At 70.5% G+C, this 19485-nt stretch carries 19 protein-coding genes; 9 read left to right on the top strand and 10 right to left on the bottom strand.

The window, feature by feature from the left end:
- Window positions 1-12: 12 nt before the first annotated feature.
- From ACCD06_RS28255 to ACCD06_RS28225, 7 genes are all read right to left on the bottom strand, one after another.
- Window positions 13-417 carry an EexN family lipoprotein gene (locus tag ACCD06_RS28255; RefSeq protein WP_413345187.1) on the bottom strand — a complete coding sequence of 135 codons (405 nt, stop codon included), beginning with the start codon at window positions 415-417 and terminating at the stop codon, window positions 13-15.
- Between the two features lie 3 nt (window positions 418-420).
- Window positions 421-1149, bottom strand: coding sequence for a type IV secretion system protein (locus ACCD06_RS28250; protein ID WP_413345185.1), 729 nt, complete (start codon window positions 1147-1149; stop codon window positions 421-423).
- Between the two features lie 31 nt (window positions 1150-1180).
- Entirely contained in the window at window positions 1181-3568 is a 2388-nt protein-coding gene (locus ACCD06_RS28245; protein WP_413345183.1) for a VirB4 family type IV secretion/conjugal transfer ATPase, read from the bottom strand.
- On the bottom strand, window positions 3561-3899 hold the full coding sequence (locus tag ACCD06_RS28240; RefSeq protein WP_413345181.1) for a type IV secretion system protein VirB3: 339 nt from the start codon (window positions 3897-3899) through the stop codon (window positions 3561-3563). The genes ACCD06_RS28245 and ACCD06_RS28240 overlap by 8 nt, the downstream gene beginning before the upstream one ends.
- 1 nt (window position 3900) lies before the next feature.
- Window positions 3901-4293 (bottom strand): TrbC/VirB2 family protein, encoded by a 393-nt coding sequence (locus ACCD06_RS28235; RefSeq protein WP_413345179.1) that lies wholly within the window; start codon window positions 4291-4293, stop codon window positions 3901-3903.
- A 62-nt stretch (window positions 4294-4355) separates the two neighbouring features.
- The gene (locus ACCD06_RS28230; RefSeq protein ID WP_413345177.1) at window positions 4356-5024 is read right to left on the bottom strand and encodes a lytic transglycosylase domain-containing protein; all 669 of its coding nucleotides are present in this window, start codon (window positions 5022-5024) and stop codon (window positions 4356-4358) included.
- 36 nt (window positions 5025-5060) lie between these two features.
- Window positions 5061-5507 (bottom strand): hypothetical protein, encoded by a 447-nt coding sequence (locus ACCD06_RS28225; RefSeq protein ID WP_413345175.1) that lies wholly within the window; start codon window positions 5505-5507, stop codon window positions 5061-5063.
- A gap of 427 nt (window positions 5508-5934) precedes the next feature.
- Between ACCD06_RS28225 and ACCD06_RS28220 the strand changes: the two genes are divergently transcribed.
- The 3 genes from ACCD06_RS28220 to ACCD06_RS28210 all read left to right on the top strand — a co-directional run bounded on the left by ACCD06_RS28220 (window position 5935) and on the right by ACCD06_RS28210 (window position 8521).
- Window positions 5935-6678, top strand: a complete 744-nt coding sequence (locus tag ACCD06_RS28220) for a ParA family protein (protein ID WP_413345173.1) — start codon at window positions 5935-5937, stop codon at window positions 6676-6678.
- On the top strand, window positions 6675-7718 hold the full coding sequence (locus ACCD06_RS28215; protein ID WP_413345171.1) for a ParB/RepB/Spo0J family partition protein: 1044 nt from the start codon (window positions 6675-6677) through the stop codon (window positions 7716-7718). The genes ACCD06_RS28220 and ACCD06_RS28215 overlap by 4 nt, the downstream gene beginning before the upstream one ends.
- A 170-nt stretch (window positions 7719-7888) precedes the next feature.
- Window positions 7889-8521, top strand: a complete 633-nt coding sequence (locus tag ACCD06_RS28210; protein ID WP_413345169.1) for a hypothetical protein — start codon at window positions 7889-7891, stop codon at window positions 8519-8521.
- A gap of 84 nt (window positions 8522-8605) precedes the next feature.
- Here ACCD06_RS28210 and ACCD06_RS28205 read toward each other — a convergent pair whose 3' ends face one another.
- Window positions 8606-9430, bottom strand: coding sequence for a class I SAM-dependent methyltransferase (locus tag ACCD06_RS28205; protein WP_413345167.1), 825 nt, complete (start codon window positions 9428-9430; stop codon window positions 8606-8608).
- Between the two features lie 187 nt (window positions 9431-9617).
- Between ACCD06_RS28205 and ACCD06_RS28200 the strand changes: the two genes are divergently transcribed.
- Both ACCD06_RS28200 and ACCD06_RS28195 read left to right on the top strand, forming a co-directional pair.
- Complete coding sequence (locus ACCD06_RS28200) at window positions 9618-9869, top strand: type II toxin-antitoxin system ParD family antitoxin (protein WP_413345165.1); 252 nt, start codon at window positions 9618-9620, stop codon at window positions 9867-9869.
- A 2-nt stretch (window positions 9870-9871) separates the two neighbouring features.
- Window positions 9872-10276, top strand: coding sequence for a type II toxin-antitoxin system RelE/ParE family toxin (locus ACCD06_RS28195; protein WP_413345163.1), 405 nt, complete (start codon window positions 9872-9874; stop codon window positions 10274-10276).
- Here the strand turns inward: ACCD06_RS28195 and ACCD06_RS28190 are convergent.
- Window positions 10255-11928, bottom strand: a complete 1674-nt coding sequence (locus ACCD06_RS28190; RefSeq protein ID WP_413345161.1) for a tetratricopeptide repeat protein — start codon at window positions 11926-11928, stop codon at window positions 10255-10257. The genes ACCD06_RS28195 and ACCD06_RS28190 overlap by 22 nt on opposite strands.
- Before the next feature lie 63 nt (window positions 11929-11991).
- Window positions 11992-12579: an SIS domain-containing protein gene (locus ACCD06_RS28185; RefSeq protein ID WP_413345159.1), complete on the bottom strand. Its 588-nt coding sequence runs from the start codon at window positions 12577-12579 to the stop codon at window positions 11992-11994.
- A 219-nt stretch (window positions 12580-12798) separates the two neighbouring features.
- Here ACCD06_RS28185 and ACCD06_RS28180 point away from each other — a divergent pair, with 219 nt between their 5' ends.
- From ACCD06_RS28180 to ACCD06_RS28165, 4 genes are all read left to right on the top strand, one after another.
- Window positions 12799-13332 (top strand): hypothetical protein, encoded by a 534-nt coding sequence (locus tag ACCD06_RS28180; RefSeq protein WP_413345157.1) that lies wholly within the window; start codon window positions 12799-12801, stop codon window positions 13330-13332.
- Between the two features lie 85 nt (window positions 13333-13417).
- Entirely contained in the window at window positions 13418-15016 is a 1599-nt protein-coding gene (locus tag ACCD06_RS28175) for a glycosyltransferase (RefSeq protein WP_413345155.1), read from the top strand.
- Complete coding sequence (locus ACCD06_RS28170; RefSeq protein ID WP_413345153.1) at window positions 15016-18030, top strand: glycosyltransferase; 3015 nt, start codon at window positions 15016-15018, stop codon at window positions 18028-18030. The genes ACCD06_RS28175 and ACCD06_RS28170 overlap by 1 nt, the downstream gene beginning before the upstream one ends.
- A gap of 61 nt (window positions 18031-18091) precedes the next feature.
- A complete protein-coding gene (locus tag ACCD06_RS28165; RefSeq protein ID WP_413345151.1) occupies window positions 18092-19420 on the top strand; it encodes a hypothetical protein in 1329 nt (442 codons plus the stop codon).
- Window positions 19421-19485: the final 65 nt, after the last annotated feature.

The following is a 19485-nucleotide window of genomic DNA, read 5'->3' as shown; positions in this document are numbered from 1 at the left end:
GCCCGTTACCCCCTATTTTCTACCGGCTTCGATCAGCAGCGACCGCTTCGCTGCATCGCAGTTGGCGAGATTCGGGTCCCTGCGGCACATGATGAGTTTGCTCTTTCGCGTTTCCGGATCGCTTGACCAGAAGGCCGGATCATTGGGATCCATGGTTCCGGTGCGCGACCGCGCCTCGCGCAGCGCCACCTCGACGCTGGCCTGCTGGGCGTTGACGCAGTCGGGGTCGCGGCCAAGCCGGCCGGGATCGTCGAAGCAGGCGAGCTGGACTTGCGCGCGGGCCTGCGGGTGGTCGGCGTACCAGCTCACGGTGCGCGGCCCTGCGGCCGGGGAACCTTGCGCCGCCGCCGGCCCGGCAGCGAGTGCCAGGGCGAGAAGGGCGGACAGGGTCCACCGGAGGGATGGTGTCCTGGTCATCACTCAGCCTCCCCGCGCCTTGGCCTGGTCGATCAGCGCGTCGATCGATTGCCGGCGCCGTTCCTGTTCGCGCTGGTCCTGGTTGCGCATCTGCGCCTGCTGCCACAGCACCAGCGATTGCGCCTGCACCTGCTGGGCCTGGATGTAGGCCTGCTCGGCGTTGATGCGGGCGGCGAGGTCGGCCACCGCCTTGGCATCGCCGGCGCTGGCGAGCTGGCCCTCGATCGCCTGCAAGGCGGCGATCCGGCTGGCCGCCGACTGATAGAGCCCGCTCGCCATCGCCTGCGCGCCGGCGATGCTGGTGGCGTTGCGCTCCATCTCCCCGGCCTGGAAGTCGCTGCCGGATGGGGCATAGACGCGGTTGCGCTCCAGATGGCCTTGGGCGGCACTGCCGAAGCCGCCCGGCCCGAGCGAGGTGCCGGTCATCACCGCGCCCAACTCGCCGCTCTGCGCCGGCAGGGCATTGCGCAACGCCTCGACGTTGAGCTGGCGACCGAGATCGGTCAGCGCGTCGGACGGCGCATGGGCGACCGCCTGGTAGGTCTGCTGGAGCTGCTGATACTGCTGCTGCATCATCTGCAACTGCTGGGCCATCTGCTGCACCTGCTGGACCGCCTGGGCGAGGTTGGCCGGATCGATCACCGCCAGCTGGGCGCGGGCGGGCGGGGCAGGGGCCAGCGGGATCAGCGCGGCGGCGAGTGCCACGGTCGGGAGAGCAAGGCGTCTGGTCATCACCGGATCTCCATCCTTGGTGAGGGCGGTGTCATGTGAGGGCGCTGCGCCATTGGCGGCGGAACTGCGGCAGCCAGGCGTCGGGGGCCGCGCCATGCTCGGCGATCAGCCGCTCCATCAGCCGCACCGTGCCGGCACGCGCCGACAGCACCGCCACCAGATCGTCGAGCCCGCCGAGATCGAGCGCGCAAGCGACCGACGCCGTGCCCTGCTTGAGCAGGAAGCGCCGGCCGCCGACGGTGAGGTCCTCGCGCACCGCCTGGAACTCAGGGCCGGTCAGCTTCAGCCCGTCGCGGTAGTCGGCGGCGTCGGCGCGCGGGTTCGGCATCAGGATCTGCGTCGGGCACTGCTCGATGATCGAATGCGCAATCGGGCTTTTCAGCGCATCGGCCGGCGACTGGGTGCCGAGCACCACCAGCCCGTTCAGCTTGCGGATGGTCTTCAGCTTGTCGTTCACCAGGTCGCGGAAGCCGGGGTCGAGCAGCGCCTTCCAGAACTCGTCGATCACCAGCACCAGCCGCCGGCCGTCGAGCAGCCCTTCGATGCGGTGGAACAGGCAGGCCAGCACCGGGCCGCGGGCGAGCGGGTCGTCGAGCAGCGCGGTGACGTCAACCCCCAGAAAGGGGACATCAAGCGCCAGGGCGTCGGCCTCGTTGTCGAGCACCCAGCCGAGCGCCCCGCCGCGGCACCAGCGCTCCAGCCGGGCACCGGGGCCCATAGGGTCGGCCTGACCGAGAAAGGCGCGCAGCTCGCCCAGCGAGCGGGCGTCCGGCGGCAGCGCCATCAAGCAGCCGAGCCCCAGCTCGAGCCGCCGTTCGTCCTCCGGCGCCAGGCTGCCGCCCGGGTCGGTGACCAGCCCGGTGATCAGGCGCTTCAAAAAGGCCAGATCGGCCGGGCGGTTCGACAGCGCCTTCAGCGGCGCCAGACCCGAGGGGGCGCCGGCCGGCAGGACAAGGTAGGTGCCGCCGACCGCGCGCGCCAGAATCTCGCCGCCGCGGTCCTTGTCGACGAACACCACCTGCGCCCCCTGGCGCCCGGCGAGTGCCGCCAGGAACAGCATCAGCGTCGTCTTGCCCGAGCCGGCCGGCCCGGCGATGAAGACGTTGCCGAGGTCGCTCACCGTCCCGGTGGGGGCGTGCAGGTGGAAGCGGTAGGCGGTGCCGCCGGTGGTGCGCAGCAGGGTCAGCGGCTCGCCCCAATGGCCCTGCGCCGCCCCGGCCGGGTAATTGTGCAGGCTGGCCATGGCGGCGAAGTTGCGCGAGCTGATGGCACCGGGGCGGGTGCGCAGCCGCAAGTTTCCCGGCAGCTGCGCCCAGTAGGCCGCCTCCAGCGCCAAATCCTCGCGCGCCACCACCGCCCCGCTCTCGGCCAGATCGCGCCGGGCGCGCGCGGTGACCGCGCGCAGGCCCTCCAGGCTGCCGGCGAAGGTGACCAGGCTCAAATGGTGGTCGCCCATGACGAAGGCGTTGGAGGCCAGGAGATCGGCCGCCTCGCTGAGCGCCGTCGTCTGGCTGGCCGCCTTGTCTTGCGCGGTCACCATCTGGTTCTGCTTGCGGGTCAGCACGGCCTGGGCCGCCTGCTTGGGCAGAAAGCCGAAGCTCTGGGTCAGCACGCAGCGGTAGGGGGCGGCCAGCACCGCGTCGAACATGCCGGGCCAGCTGGTGGCGGGGTATTCGCGCAGGCCGAAGGCGGCGGCATAGCTGGAGCCGCCGGGTCCGCGGATTTCGATCGCCTCGCGGCCGACGATGACGCGGTCGGTGTAGATCGCCCCGCCGAGATGGCCGTTGACCAGCGGCACCGGCAGCGTCTGACTGGTCAGGATCAGGCGCAAGGCCTCGGCCGGCTCGGAGAACAGCACGCCGTTGCCCTCGCGCAAGCCCAGACGCCGCGGGGCATGGTCGTCGAGCTCGGCCAGCAGGGTGGCGACGACGGCGTCAAGCGCCTCCAGAGCCGCCGGACCGGCCGGGCGGGCGAGGTCGCCGCGCCGGCGCCGGGCGAACAGGCCGGCCAGCCGGCGGCGCTCGCCGGCCCCGGGCGGGCGCAGCAGCACCGAGAGGAACAGCCGGTTGCAGAACAGCCGGCCCACCAGCAGGCGCGCCCGGTAGGCGGCGTCGAGGTCGCGGGCGAAGACGGTCGCGCACGGGGCTGTGGGATAGCCGGCGCCGTCGTCCAGCGTGCGGACGGTGTGGGTGGCCAGCACCAGGCGGTCCGACGCAATGTTGCGCAGCAGCAGGTTGCGCCGGCTGTGACGGGCGTTGACCTCGTCGGCCGCCGCCGTCTCGAAGCCGGCGCCGCCGAGCTCGATCATGGCGAGCAGCGCGCCGTCGTCAAGCAGCAGCGTGCCGGGGGCGGCGTGGCCGAGATAGGGCACATAGGTGTCGGGTTCGCGCTCGCGCGCCCAAAGGGCGGTGTCAGGCATGGATGCGCACCTCCCGGGCGCTGCGGGCGGGACCGAGCGGCAGTGGGCTGACCGAGGAGCCGCCCCAATGGCCCGTGTTGCGGGCGCGCGCCTTGGTGTCGGCCCACAGCCGCAGCGTGCCGAACAGATGGGCGTCGCGGGCCACCAGGGCCCGCAGGGCATGGTGGAGGACGACGCCGATCAGCAGGTAGGCCGGGTTGCCGACCAGCACGAAGACGATGCTGGTGGCCATGCCGTTGACCGCCACCGCCTCCAAGGGCACGCCGCGCCACATCGCCGGCCGGGTGCAGGCGAGGAACAGCGGGTCTTCGGCGAGATCTTGGGCGTCCATGTCAGGCCCCGACGATCTGGGTGACGATCCAGGCGGAGGAGAAGATCAGCATGACGCCGAGCAGCACGCCGCCGGCGGTGCGCAGGCTGAGGGCTCCCATCAAGGCACCGATGCCGACGATGCAGATGGCGATCACCGCGATCAGGCGGCCGGCGGTGCCGGTGAGGATGTTGACGACGTTCTGCAGGAAGGTGGTGAGGTCGCCGCCGCCGCCGGCCGCCTGGGCAAAGGCGGGGGCCGCGGCCAGCAAGACCAGCATGCCGACGCCGAGCGCCGCCAGGCGGACGTGCCCGGTGCGGCCGGCACTGGCCTGGCGGGAAGCGGGCACGGCGGCAAGGGCGGGGGCAAGGTCGGGGGCCGGGCGCCGGGCGGGCAGGGAGCGGGAGTTGAGCATGGACGAACGCCTCCTCGGAAACTGGGGCTGGGGGCTGGTCGGGACGCCGGGGCCGGCCGGCGTCAGGGGCGGGCCTCCGGTGCCGGCGGGCGGTCCGGCGGGTGCGGAGGGGGGGCGGCCGGCAGTAGCGGTTGTCTGAGCGCGCGGTCGCGGCGGGCCCGCGCGTAGACGTCCCAGGCCGGCGGCTCCGGCAGGGTGGCGGCCGCGGGAGGCGGGGGGGCCGGCGGGTCGGGATCGGGACGCGCCGTCCCCTCCAGCCGGATCGCCGGCACCACGGTGGCAGCCGCGGCCTGGACGCGGGCGACATAGCCGTTGGCGACACCGCGTTCGGGTGAGCCGGTGTTGTAGCGCGACAGCGCCCGCACCAGCGCCTGCTGGCGATCCTCGCTGCCCCGGGGAGCGAAACCGCCGGCCAGCACCCGCGCGCCGGCGGCGATGTTGCGGCAGGGCTCGAAGGCGTCGGCGACGCTGAGGCCGAGCCGGGCCAGGGTGGCGCTGTTCAGCTGCATCAGGCCGAGATCGAGGGAATGGCCCCGGCGCAACAATGCGGTCGCCTCGGCCACCGCGGCGGCCGGGCTGCGCGGCCGGTGCGAGCGGCCAGCGCTGGCGTCACCGATCGCCAGCGGATCGAGGCCGCTTTCGGCCTGGGCGACGGCGGCCAGCGTGTCGACATGCACCCAAGGACCGCAAGCGGCGGCCAGCTGGGCGAACAGCGCCAGGGAGAGGGTCATCGCCGCCCTCCCCAGCCGGCAGGGGTGGGGAGGGCGCTAGCCCGGCGGTGCCGCTTCCGCCCGGCACAGCTCCGTGCCGCAGTGGGGCGGCAGCGGGCCGGCGACCGGCAGCTCCCGGGCGAGCGCCTTGTAGCGGGCGAGGTCGGGGTCGCCGGCGATGTAGACCGGGATGCAACCGCAAAAGCCGAAGTCGGCGCGGATGAGGGTGAGCAGCCGGTCGAGGTCGCGATAGGTGCGGTCGCCGCGGTCGTTCCAGGTGCGCAAGGGCAGGAAATCGCGCCGCCAGCTCGCCCGCAGATAGGCCAGATGCTCGACCACGCCGCCGATGCATTTGGAGACGATGAGAACGTTGCGGATGTGGCCGCCCTCCTGCAGGGCCTGCCTGATCTCCCCTTCCTGCAGCCCGCTTGCCAAGCCCCGCCCCCGCCGTTCCGCCCGATTGCCCGCCGGCAGGGCGGTGCGGCCCGATCGGCCGGCTGCCACCGGCCGGCGCCGGGGCCTGTCCCGCCTGCCGCTGTTGTCTTACCAGCGCAAGCGGAGCGGGAGCGAGTGGTCCTTGCGGATAGGCACCTCGTCATTCCGTGGGCCTCCCTTGGCAGGCCGGGCGAGCGGCTGCGCTGAATAGATCGTAGTGATTTTATGAAAACACCTTCGAGGATGATCCGCGGGAATGCATCCTTCACGGGAAAATGATTGCTGCTTGAGCAAACGAAAAGTTGGGACAAAAAGCGGGCCACGGTTGCTGATCCATGGCTCTTTCGCGCAAAGGTGGCGCGAATGGCTGTCGCCTTTGTAGTCGGTCCAGGGGAGGCGACAGTTCGCTGACGATGAAAGCGATTTTGCAAAAACCCATCCGCGCGCTCCCGGCAGCGGGGCGGTGCGGCAGGGCGAACCCCTTCGAGGAGGTCCGATGAAAACATTGGCCGTGATGAACGAGAAGGGCGGGGTCGGCAAGACCAGCCTCACCGCCCACGCCGGCTGGTACCTGGCCGAGCGCTTCCGCACGCTGGTGATCGACCTCGACCAGCAGGCCAACCTGACCGCCACGCTGGGCGCGCATCTCGGGCGGGTCGACAGCGTCGAGCTGTTCGTCCGCCCGACCCGGGTGCCGGAGGCCGGCCGCCTGACCGTCACCCGCTCGACCCGCGACCTGCTGGGGGTGGAAGGGGCGGAGCGCGCCTGCATCGCCACCTTCCGCGACAGCCTTGCCGCGATGGCGGCCGATTACGACGTGTGCGTGATCGACACCCCGCCGGCGCTGACCAACCGCACCTTCGGCGCGCTCCTGGCGGCCGACGCGGTGCTGGCGCCGGTCGGCATCAACGACTATTCGATCCAGGGGGTGGCCGAGCTGTTGCGCGCGATCAAGGGCGTGGCGCGGCATTACGGCCGGCCCGAGCCCCTGTTCCTTGGGCTGCTGCCCTCGATCTTCGACCGCAAGAGCCGGCGCGAGCGCGCGCTGTTCGAGAGCTTGGCCGCCGAACTCGGTCAGCTGCTGTTCCCGGGCCTGCTGGCCAAGCGCGACGCCTATGCCCGCGCCGCCAGCGACCGTGCCCCGGTGTGGGCGATGCCGGGCAGTGCGGCGCGCGAGGCGGCCTCGGAGATTCGCGGTGTGCTCGCCACCGTGGCCGAGCGGATGGAGCTCCGGCCATGAGCGCGCCGGCCAACCCGCGCGCCGCCTTCGCCGCGGCCAGCTTCGCCGCCTTGCGGGCGGCGGCGGGAGACGGGCAGGGCGAGGTGCTGCACCTGCCGCTCGCCGACATCGACGAGGACCCCGGCCAGCCGCGCACCGTCTTCGAGGAGGAGGGGCTGGCGCTGTTGGCCGCGTCCATCCGCGCGCACGGGCTGGTGCAGCCGGTTGTGGTGCGGCCGGCGGTGGACGGGCGCCACCGGCTGGCCTTCGGGGCGCGGCGGCTGCGCGCCGCCCGGCTGGCCGGGCTGGCGGAAGTACCGGCGGTGATCCGGCGGGAGAGGGACGGCGACTTCGCCGCCCAGGTGATCGAGAACCAGCACCGCGCGGCCCTGTCCAACAGCGATCTCGTCGCCGCCATTGCTCAGCTGGCGGCGGATGGCCACACCGGCCCGCAGATCGCCACGATCTGTGCGCTCAAAGCCTATGAGGTGTCGGCGTTCCGGCAGGCCGGCAATTTCCCGCCCGAACTGCGGGCGCGCATCGACCAGGCCGACATGCGGGCGCTCTACGACCTCTACCGGCAATGGCGCAAGACCCCCGACGCGGTGCTGGCGGCTCTGCCGGAGGCGGACGTGGTCCTCACCGTCACCGAGGCGCGCCGGATCGTCGGCGGCATCACCGGCCGACCGACCGGCAGCCTCGTTGTGGATCGGCCGGTGCCAGCACCCGCGGCCCCGGCCCTGGTCCATGACGCTGCAACCGCACCGGCAACCGCTTCGGCCGAGCTTCGTGCGGACGGCGAGGTTTTGCACGGTGCAAAACCCGACGTCCAGGAGGGGCATGGGCGGAGTGGGGGCAAGCCGCAGCCGACGGCAGCCCCGGGCCCATCGGCGACCGAGCCGGTGCAGCCCCCGGTGTTCCATGTGACGGCCGGAGACGGGGCGGAGGGCCGCCTGATCGTCGACCGGCGGGCGGGCGGGGTCGGACTGGTGCTGGTGGCCTACGCCAGCGGCATCGCCGAGGTGAACGCCGCCGACCTGCGCATCGTCCGCGTTGAGTGATCGGCCAATGCCGAATCCAAGTGTGTCAGGGGAGGCTTTGCACGGTGCAAACGCAAGCGGGTCTTTGGGGACATCGGGACCATGGAGGAAGGGGAAGGAGGGCAGGATATGTTTGGTGGGAGCAGGTTTGAAACGGGGCTGGCGTGATGCCGCCAAAGCCCGGACAGAAGATGGTCGGAGGCTATGTCGACGCCGCTCTGGCCGAGCGGTTCCAGGCTTGGGCGCGGCGGACCGATGGGGGGGCCTCTGCCGCGCTGCGGCGGCTCATCCTCCAGGCGATGGACGGTCAGACGCCGGCCGCGCCGAGGGGTGGCGGAGCCGGCCGGCAGGTCGGTGTCCGCTTCAAGGACGCCGAGCGCGCGGCCCTGGCCGAGGCAGCCCGGGCGCACGGCACCAGCCCGGCGAGCTGGCTGCGCTCGCTGGCCCTGGTGCACCTGATGGGCCGGCCGCAATGGAACCCGGCGGAGGTGGAGGCGCTGCGCGCGGTGTTCCGTGAGCTGCGGGCCATTGCAACCAGCCTCGACCGCAGCACCCGCACGCTGACCCGGGCCGTCGACGCCGGCCTGTGTGCGCCAGAGCACCGCGACGCCGCGCGCGAGGCCGGCGATCTGGTCCGAACCGAGATGCGCCGTGTTGTTGCGGTGATGACCGGCAACTTCGACTATTGGGGCCTGCCGGACGCCGAGCGCCCGGATGCGGCGCCAGGGGCGGCCGAGCGTGCCGCAGCCGCGGTCCGCGTGGCCGAAAAGCGTCGGAAGAATCGGCCGCGGCGGCTGGCCGCGCGCGGCCATGAGAACGGATGATGCGGGCGGGCAAGGGGGCGGCGTGACGCGCGGGGGGGCGCAAATTGAAGCGGTGCCAGTCGGATGGAAACCCGATCGAAGCGATCAGTCGTGGGTCTTCGTTCCGATCGCCGCCCAGGAGATCTCGTTGACCCAGGCAAGCCGCACGTCTTCCAGACCGGCGCCCGTCATCAGCGCCTCCACCTCGTCGCGGCGCCAGTAGTTGGCGATCTTCGGCAGCATCTGGTCGAAGACGATGGAGCGCAGATGGCCGAAGTCGAAGCGGCGGATCAGGCGAAAATATTCCAGCCGGTCCAGCCCCAGCCGCAAGGCCAGCCACAGAAGCGCGGTCGGCGGCAGGGACAGCGCATGCACCAGCCCGATCGGCAGGCGGCTGAACAGCGCCTTGCGCAGCGGGTCGGCGAAACGGACGATCCAGCCGTTGTTCTCGCGGCCATAGACCCAGATCATCACCCGGCCGCCCGGCTTCACCGCGCGCACCATGTTGGCGAGCGCCGTCTCCGGGTGGGCCAGATGGTGGATGACGCCGATGGAGAAGGCGAGGTCGAAGCGCTCCACCTCGTTCAGCTCATAGGCGCTCTGGCGGCGCACCTCCATGGCCGGGTGCGGCGCCAGCGTGGCGCGGGCGGAGGTGAGGCTGCGCTCGTCGATGTCGATGGCCAGCCCGCCGGCGGCGCCATAGCTCATCGGCCAGTGGCTGTTGCGCCCCATGCCGCAGCCGACGTCGACGAAGGTCAGGCCGCGCCAGTCCTCGGGCTTCAGGAAGGGCGTCCAGCGGCGGAACTGCTCCTCGTAGATGTCCTTCAGCTCGGCATAGCGGCCCCATTCGTAGCCGAAGCGGTCGGCCGACCCGCTGTGCACCGCGGACGCGGCGTCGGGGGCGGGGGAAGAGGGCGGCGCTTCGCTCATCGCGGCGGTCCGGTGTGGTGGCGGGGACGGAGGCGCTATCGGTAGAAGCCGGAGGGCGGGCTTGTCAAGCGAGGGGGCAAGAGGGAAGGAGGCGGGGGAAGGAGACGCGACTCTTGGCAGGAAACGCACCATGTTGACAATCTTTGCCAAGCTGTCCAGTCTCATGATGAAAAGCAGGAGGTGACCCATGCCCACCATGAACGTCAGCCTTCCAGAGACCCTTGCCAGCTTTGTCGAGCGTCAGGTTGCCAGCGGCGGATATGCATCGCAAAGTGAGGTCGTCAGGGACGCGTTGCGCCTGCTGCACCGTGAAAAGGCGGCGGAGCAGGAGAAGCTGGAGATGCTTCGGCGGGCAGTCATGGTCGGTTTCGAGGATTGGAGGGAAGGCCGCCTGGACGATCGGCCCATAGACGACATCCTCGACGAGATCGATGAGTAAGGGTGGTGGCGGCCTATCGGGTAACCGACGCGGCGAAGCGGGACTTCAGAATGGTGCTGAAGGAAACGCTGGAGCGCTTCGGGACGCATCAGCGCGAAACCTACAGGCGTCTGATCGCGAAGGCGGTGACGATGGTCGCCGAGGATCCCTGTCGCGGCGGTTCCCGGGATCGGGGAAGCGTCTTTCCAAGTCTTCGGGCGTTCCATCTGGAAACCGTAGCGGGCAGGCGGGGAGCCGCAGCCCATATGCTGTATTATGCCGTCGAACGCCCGCCAGGCGGAGCGGCCAGGGTCGTCATCCTGCGTCTGCTGCATGAAAGCATGGAGCCGGTCCGGCATTTCGCTGCCGAGCCGGATTCTGCAACAGGGGCCGCCATGGAAACGGATCAGCCGTCCGACCGGCGCTGATCGCACCAGCGCCGCCACATCAGCCGATAGGCGGTCTCCAGGTTGCGCATGAAGCGCCCCTCGTCACAGAGCGCCGACGTCCGCACCCGCTCGCGCATGCCCATGCGCAGCCGCATCAGGCGGGAAAGGTCGCCGGCCAGCCCCGCCGCGATCTCGGCGTAGCGGTCTGGGGTGGCGGCGACCAGCTCGGGCAGGCCGATGGCGGTCATCAGGCTGGCGCCGACGCGGGCGGCATGGCGCTCGCCCGCCAGCGTCACCAGCGGTGCGCCCATCCACAAGCAGTCGCAGGTGGTGATGGTGCCGTTGTAGGGATGCGGGTCGAGCGCGATGTCGATGCGGTTGTAGGCGGCCAGATGTCCGTCGGCGTCCTTGATGAAGCCGACAAGGTCGAGCCGGATCGGGTCGATGCCGGCGGCGGCGAAGCGCGCCCGCACCATGGCGGCGGTGCCGGGATCGGACAGCGGCCGGTCCTTCAGCAGCAGGCGGGCGTCCGGGACCCGCCGCAGCACCTCGGCCCACAGCGCCACGGTGCCGTCGGTGATCTTCGACAGCTTGTTGAAGGATCCGAAGGTGACGGCCCCGCTGGCGCCGGCCGGCAGCGGCACCACCGGCGGGGCGGCGGCCGGCGGGTGGAAGCACAGGAAGGGGGCGGGCAGCCGGACCAGCGTTTCCACCGCATGGGCGTCGGTCGGGCCGACCGGATCGCTGACCGGGTCGACGATGCGGTAGCCAACCGCTTTCATGCCGGTGCCGTTGGGATAGCCCAGCCACGTCACCTGTACCGGCGCCGGCCGGCGGGCCAGCATCGGCAGCCGGTTCAGCCCCGAATGGCCGGCGAGGTCGACCAGGATGTCGATGCCGTCGGCGCGGATCTGTGCCGCCAACGCTTCGTCGTCCAGATTGCCGACAGTGCGCCAGCCGTCGGCTTGCGCCTTGAACCGGGCGGTGTGGGCATCGGCCTGGGCATCCGGCAGAATCGAATAGCAGATGATCTCGAAGCGGTTGCGGTCGGCGCCCTCGAACAGGGGCGTCAGGAAATAGCCGCCGAGATGCTTGCGGAACTCGACCGACAGGTAGCCGATGCGCAGCCGCTTTTCCGGATCGGGTTTGTTGGTATGCGGAGCGGCCGGCGGCGGCGGCCGGCCGTCCCGGTCGCCGAACCGGGCATCGAAGCGCCGGTGCTCGGCCAGCAGGTGTTCGCCAGGCAGGTCGAGATAGTTGAGGCACAACAACCGCTGGCTGGCGACGCGCGGGTCGCCCGGCATCAGTGCCTCGGCCTTGTCGAAGGCCGCCATGGCGACGGTGGTGCTCCCGCACAGCTGGAGCGCCACGCCGAGATTGAACCAAACGCCGGCGCTCTGGGCGGGGATCGCGCGCAACGCCCGGTCCCAGCAGCGCACTGCCTCGTCCAGCCGCTCGGCGCCATAGGCGGCGGCACCCAACCCGACCAGGGCCTTGTCATAGCCAGGGCGCAGCGCGAGCGCGATGCGCAGGGCGGCGGCGGCTTCGGCCGGCCGCTTGAGGTCTCCCAGGACGATGCCGAGGTTGTTCCACAGCTCAGGAGAGCTGCCGTCCCGCGCCAGCAAGACCCGGTAAAGCCGCTCGGCCTCGCCCAAACGCCCGGCGGTCAAGGCGGCCAAGGCCTGTTTCATAACCTCACCCATGGGCAAGGACGCCGCGGGAGCTGGGGTGGGAGTGGGCATGGGGCGCGTGCCTCAGCCGGCCAGCCGGGCTTCGACCTGCTCGCACAGGTAATGGTAGAGGCAGATGTGGACCTGCTGGATCAGCGGGGTGGAGCGCGATGGCACATCCAGCAGGATGTCGCTCAGGCCCGCCATCTTGCCGCCGCCCTCGCCGGTCATGGCGATGGTGGTCATGCCCATCTGCCTGGCCACCTCGAAGGCGGCGATCACGTTGCGCGAATTGCCGCTGGTGGAGATGCCGAGGATGACGCCGCCCGGTTCGCCGTAGGCCTCGGTCTGGCGCGAGAAGACGGTGTCGTAGGAATAATCGTTGCTCCAGGCGGTCAGCACCGCCGCGTTGGAGCTGAGACAGATCGCCTTCAGCCCGCGGCGTTCCTTCAGGAAGCGGCCGACCAGCTCGCCGGTGATGTGCTGGGCGTCGGACGCCGAGCCGCCGTTGCCGCAGACCAGCAGGGCCCTGTTGGCGCCCAGTGCCGTCGCGACCGCATCCACCGCCGCCTCGACCCGGGCCGGTTCCAGGCTGTCCATCGTGCGGCGCAGGACATCGATGGCGGCGGTGAGACAGCCGTGCAGTGACAATGCTGAATCCTGGGAGTCCATGGGCGAAGTACCTTTGTGTGACCGATGATGCGTGCCGGTGGTGATGGGGCGGGATCGAAGATGGTCTGTGCGCCCCCTATGTGCAGCGGCCAGTGCATCCTATGGATCGCGGGGGCCTGTCAACTGCAAGCCGCGCAATGACGGCTTTCCCACACCGCCCGGAACGCTTATTTTCGGTTCCGTGCCCCGGCGGCGGGGCGAGGATGCCAAGGGTGGCCTATGACGACGCGGACGGTCCGGCTGGGCCCCCTCAGCGTGAAGATGTACTGCGCGATCGGCATGATCGCCGTGTCCTGGGCGCAACTGGAAGACATGGTGTCGCTGTGCATCTCGCGCCTTCTCGGCGCCGACCATACCGACTTCCTGCCCATCGCCTCCAACATGCAGGTCAAAGCCCGCTTCGACGCGCTGAAGGTCATCGCCGGCCTGCGGCTGCCGCCTGATGAGGCCAAGGCCCTGGTCGCCCGCTGCGACGAGGCGCTGGAATTGGGGCGGGAGCGCAACAAGATCCTGCACGGATCCTGGATCCAGGGCGAGACCGACGATGTCGCCATCCGCCTGAACTACCGCGCCCACGGGCGCATCTCGGCCGACGCTCCCGTCATTTCCGCCCGTGAGATCGCCGAGATCAGCGACCGCATCACCATGCTGACCGAAGGCTTCGCCCAAATCCTCCAGCGCCTCGGCCTGCTCGACCCCAAGAACCCAATGCGCAACCCCGTCCGTCCGCCGGAGAAGACAGCTGGGCCGTGATACCGGGCAGCCCTGTTGCAAGTTCGCGCCGGTTCCATGATCTTCCCGCCTCTCCGGCATGCCGGCGAACCTTGATGCGGTTGCAATGAGCCTGACCTCCCAAATACTCACGCGCGCCGTCGAACGGCACCGCGCCGGCTCCGCCGATGGCGCCGCCCCTCTCTACCGGCTCGTTCTCGCCCTCGACCCGGCCCAGCCGGACGCTCTTCACCTCCTGGGGCTGTTGATCCGCCGCCAGGGCCGCCTTGGCGACGGGGTGGTGCTGATGGCGCGCGCGCTGCGGGTGGCGCCGGGTCTGAAAGCGGCGCTCGGCAACCAAGCCCGCGCCCTCATCGATCAGGGGCGGCTCGAAGACGCGATGGCCCATTTCCGCCGCGAACTGGCGGTCGAGCCGACCTGCCGGGAGGCGATGGCGCAGCTGGGCGGCGATGCCTTGGCCAGGGGATGCCTTGACGAGGCCGAGCCGTTGCTGCGGCGTGCCCTCGCCCTGGGCGCGGACGGGCCGGACGGCAAGGCTCGGCGCGCGCTGGATCGCTGTGCCACCGCGCGGGCCTTGAGTGCCGATGCCGCCAACCCCTCGTTGCCGCCGGGCCTGGTGGTGCGCGGCGTGTTCCGCGACAGCAGCGGCTACGCCTACAAGGTCCGCCGGTTCGTGCATCATCTGGTCGCCGCCGGCATCCGGGTTCGGCTGGTGGATTTGAACCACGGCGATGTCGACCTGCTGTCCGAGGAACAGATCGACCCGCTGCTGCGAACGCTTCACCAGCCTGTGCGGGCCAAGGCCGTCCTAAGCTTCACCACGCCGCCGGCCGTCGAGAGGGTTCCCGGGCTGAAGACCATCACCTACACCGTTTTCGAGGCAGCGCAAATTCTGCCCTCCTGGGCGGCGTACAGCCGCCGTCACGACCATGTCGTCGTGGCGACGGAGTCCTCGCGTGCCGCATGGCTGCGCGCCGGCCAGCCAGCCGGCCGGATCCATCTCTGCCCCGAAGGGGTGGAAGCGGTGCCGGAGGGACTGATCCATCCTATGCCCGTGGTCGATGGCGTCGGACGGCGGCTGGCGGACTTCCCAGTGCGCATCTTGAACGTCTCCGACTTCAACAGCCGCAAGAACCTGGTCGGACTGCTGCGGGTCTGGCTGTCCACCACCAGGCCCGGCGATCCGGCTGCGCTCGTCTTAAAACTCGGCAAGGGGGGCCGCATTTTGGAGGGCTTCCAGGCGCTCCTGCAGCAGGCCGTGGCGGAGACCGGCCGCAGTCTTCTACAGGCAGCCCCGATCTTTCTGGTCGAGGCGCTGCTGTCGGATGCGGAGATGCTATCGCTTTATGCCAGCGCCACCCATTACTGGAGCATGTCGCACGGCGAGGGCTGGGATTTGCCGATGACCCAGGCCGGGGCCATGGGCCTCACCTTGCTGGCTCCCGACCACAGCGCGTATCAGGCCTATCTGGACAGCCGGGTGGCCCATCTGATCCCCAGCCGGGTCACACCCGCCTTCCACGGCTATCAGGGCCAGGACTGGTGGACTCCCGACGAGGACGAGGCCTCCCGCCTGCTGCGTGCGGTGGTCGACGATCCCGACGGAACCCGCCGGTCGGCGCAGGCCCATTTGCTGGATCGGTTCAGCTGGAAGGAGGCGGCCGGCCGGCTGGTCGCGCTTTTGAAGGAACTGGACGCCCTGTGATGACCGTCTCGCCGCCGGGTCCCGCCACGCTGTTCTGCTGTTTGGCTCCACCTGATTATTACCCCCGGCCGCTGTTCTCGGAACGGGAGGTGTTCTGCGGCCCCGGCTGCCCGACGGTGGAAGGCGGCGACGGCTTCGCCTCGCTGAACACTCCGCCCGGCGAATATGATCTGACGGCCGTCGTCGCCCGCCTGCCGGTGCATCAGCGCCCGGAGCTGATCGTCGTCAAGGCGGACGCCAGCCGCGACAATCTTCCCCGCGGCCTCGACCGCCTGCCGGGCACCAAGGTGCTGCTGGTCGGCGACACCCACCATTTCGCAAGCCCCCTGCGCACGCTGCTGGCCTATGGCGCGATGGAGAGCTTCGACGCGGTGGTGCTCGACCACACCCGCCAGCATGCCCATGCCTTCCTGGAGGCCGGGTTCGACCGTGTCTACTGGATTCCGGCGGTGGACTATGCGTTGCGCCGGCGCGACATTCCCGCGGCTTCCGAACGTCCCCTCACCTTCGTCGGCCAGATTGGCGCCTTCCACCCCTGGCGGCGCCATGTGCTGGACCGGCTGGTGGCGGCCGGGCTGCCGCTGACGGCGATGCGGGCGGCGCCGGAAACGGCGGCCGACATCTACGCCGCTTCGCAGGTCACGCTGAACGTCTCGCTGAACGGCGACCTCAATTTGCGGGTCTTCGAGGCGCTGGGCGCCGGCGGCTTCCTCATCACCGACGCGCTGTCGGAAGAGGCCGGACTGGAGCGCTGCTTCACCCCTGGCCGCCATCTCGTGACATATCGCTCGCCCGACGAACTGGTGGAGCTGGTGCGCCATTATCTCGACCACCCGGACGAGGCGATGGCGATCCGCCGGGCAGGCCAGGCGCATCTGCTGGAATTCCACAGCCCGCAGGTCAAGCGCGCCCAGTTCTTCGCCGCCGTGTTCGACGACCGTGTCGATCCGGCGCTGGAGGTTCGCGGAGAGCGGCGCGGGCTGGCGCCGCTGCCGGCCCGGAGCATCGGTTTCCGCCGCCGCCTCGCCGCCTATGAGGCGTTGCAGAAGCTTCAGCTGACGGCGTCGCGGCTGACCATCCACGCAGACGGGCAGGACGGAACTGGAGGCGGCTTTGCCGCCGACCTGCGGACCATGGCCCGCGACCTGCCCCGTGTGGTCTTCGCGGATCCGGACGCGGGTTCCGAACCGGTTGCCCTGCCGCTGCCGCCGTCCGCCGACCGGGTGCGGGACGACGCGGTGACGCTGCTGCCCTGGCCCGACCGGGCGGAGACCGACCGCCGGATGGCCCGGCTGTCCGGCGCCTCCGTCCTCTGTCCCACCCTGTCGTCGCGCGACCATGCCACGGCTGCCGCCCATCTGGCCGGTTGGGGTTTCGTGCCGACCGAACCCGGCGGCATCCTGTTCCAGTGCGCCGACGCCCTGCGCTATGCCGGTTGCTCGCTGTCCGATCCGGAGTTGGCGGCGGAACTGGCGCCGGAGCTGCGGCATGCCCGCCTCGCCGCGCTGGAGCCGATGCTGCGGACCGCCGAGCAGATGGTCGGTGTCGCCCGGCTGGCCGCCCGCTTCGGCGAGACCACCCTGGCGGAGCGCTTCCTGCTCGGCGCTGTCGGGCTGGACCGCCAGCAGCCGGACGCACTCGCCGGGCTGGCCCGCCTGTATGCGGTGGGCGGACACCCGCTGGAGGCATCCATCTATCTCGGCGAGGCCCGGCGCGCCGCCCGGCTTGCCGGAACAGCGGATCCCGCTCCGGACTTGGACGCCGACGCGCTCGCCGACGCAACCGGCGGCCATCCGGGGCTGGAGCGCTACCGCAGCCTGTTCCGGCAGGCGGCGGCCCCCTCGACCGGGCGGCCCCGCCGCATCCTGGTGGTCACCAACCTGTTCCCGCCCCAGGAGTTCGGCGGCTACGGCCGCAAGCTGTGGGAATTCTCGGCCGAGCTGATCCGCCGTGGCCATGCGGTGAAGGTGCTGACCGCCGATGTGCCCGACCTGACCCGGCCGGGCATCGCCGGGACCGAGGACATCGAGGCGCATGTCGACCGTTCGCTGACCCTCTATGGCACTTGGAAGGACGGGCGCGCCTTCACCCACGACGATCGGGACCATTGTGTCGAACTGATCCGTGCCAACATCCGCCGCGTGCTGGAGACCGCCCGCGACTTCGGCGCCGACGCCTGTCTGGTCGGCAACCTCGACCTGCTGGCGACCGAGTTCCTCGACCCGCTGACCCGGCAGATGGGCGTCCCGGTGCTGCATTGCCTGGGCAACCAGCATCCCGGCTACGCGCCGGAGGCGGCCCCCCGCTCGCCGCTCTACCGTGCCGGGCCGGCCAGCGGCTGGGTGGCGGAGCGGCTGGCCGCCGGCGGCTACGGCCTGCCCGCCACGGTGATCCACCCCGGCGCCCGCGTCGATTACTTTCACCGCGCGGTGATGCCGTCACCCGACCGGCTGCGCATCGCCTTCGCCAGCCTGTTCGTCAGCTACAAGGGGCCGCAGACGCTGATCAACGCGCTGGGGATTCTCCATCGCGAGGGCATCGACTTTGACTGCACCTTCGCCGGGGAGGCGCCGGACGCCGATCTGGCCGCCCGCTGCCGCGACTTCGTGGAGCGCAACGGCATGGCCGGCAAGGTGCGCTTCACCGGCTTCCTCGATCGCCGCGGCCTGTCCGACCTGTTCGCCCGCTGCAACGTCCTGGTCTTCCCCAGCGTCTTCCAAGAGCCCTTCGGCATCTCGCAGGTGGAGGCGATGGCCGCCGGTCTGACCGTGGTCGGCAGCGGCACCGGCGGCAGCGGCGAGGTGCTGCGCGACGGCGTCGACGGGCTGCTGTTCAAGGCGGAGGACCATCAGGCGCTCGCCGACCGGTTGCGCCGCCTGGTCAGGGACCGCGCCGCCTGGCTGCGCATGGCGCTGTCCGGCCGCGACCGGGCCCGCGACTTCACCGTTGCCCGCTCTGTCGACCGCATCGAGGCGGTCTTCGAGGAACTGATCGCTCGGAAGACGGGGCCATGACGGCATCTTGGCGGGGGCAAAAGGAATTGGGGCGGGACAGCATCAAGCAGGCGGGTTTGATATGGATCAGCACAAGTTCCGCCATGTGATCGGCGGTATCGCCGCGGCCTGCGCGATCGATCATGGCGCCCTCAACCGCGAGCTTTGCGCCATCGAGGCCGCCGGCGACCGGCAGCGCCTCTACGATATCATGGCGCTGCTGATTTCCCGGATCGGCGACGGGGCGGAGAAAAGCCGGCTGGCCGACGCGCTGGTCGACTGCCGGCCCGACGACGAGGCTCTGTATCTCGCCCTGGCGCACCGGCTGGCTTACGCCGGCATGGGGGTCCTGGAGCGCGACCCGGCGATCCCCCGGCAGGGCATCGCCATCCTCGGCCGGGCGTTGGAGCGGGCGGCGCCGTCTCCCCTGCGACCGCAAATCCATGCCAACCTGTCCTTCCTGTTCAACGAGGCCGGCCGTCCCCATCTGGCGGAGGCCCATGGCCGCGCCGCGGCCGGCTGCAGCAACGCCATCTTCCATCTCTGGCTCGGCGAGGCGCTGTTCCGGCAGGGAAAATATGCAAGCGACGGGCTCTGCGCCATCGACCTGTCGCCCCTGTCCTTCCGCCGGGCGGCCCAGTCTCTGGCGAAGGCGGACGCCGTACCGTCCTTCGAGCAGACCGGGCGGCATGTGGTTCTGGTGTCGGTGGACGCCACCTATTTCAAGCGCTACGCCGTGTCGCAGATCCTGAACCTCCACGCGCTGGGCTCGGCGGTCGCCGTCCACTACCACATCATCAACGGCGACGCCGAGGTCGCCCGGCTGATCGAGCGGCTGCGCGGCATCGTCAGCGCCATGCCGGTCACCGTCTCGCACGAGAGTTGGGCGGTGCGCGGGGAGGCCATCGACAAGCCCTATTACGCCTCCTCCCGCTTCCTCATCGCGGCAGACGCGATGCTGCGGCACAAGGCCGATGTGATCGTCTGCGATGCCGACGTGCTGTTCCGCGAGAAGCCTGAAGACATCGTCAGGCTCGCCGGCGGCGCCGACATCGCCCACACCGACTATCGCGGCGAGCCGCTGTGCAGCCGCTACAACGCCTCCTTCGTCCATTTCCGCCACAGCCGCAGCGGCTATCTGACGCTGCTGATGATGGCTGACTTCCTGAAGACCAACTTCGAGCGCTGCTACATCTGGATGATCGACCAGGTCGCCTTGTTCGCCTGTGTCGAACGCGCTGCCCAACTGCTGGGCAGCGAGATTACGCATGCCGCCTGGCCGGACAGCGTCCTGCCGCCGCGCGCCGGTGACGCGCTTCCGCTCGTCCTGACCGGCGCGCTCGCCGGAAAGCACGGCAACAGCCCCTACAGTGCGAAGCGGGACGAAATCCTGCGGGCATACGGGTTCTGAAAGGGGCAGGCGCCGGTGAGAAAAAGGGTCCGGGTTCGCCACCCCTTTCGATTGGGGAATGAAAG

The sequence above is a fragment of the Azospirillum sp. CT11-132 genome (assembly GCF_047302835.1).
Classification (GTDB): Bacteria; Pseudomonadota; Alphaproteobacteria; order Azospirillales; family Azospirillaceae; genus Azospirillum.
The sequence above is the reverse complement of the archived record's forward strand: the minus strand, read 5'-3'. Positions and strand labels throughout refer to the sequence as shown.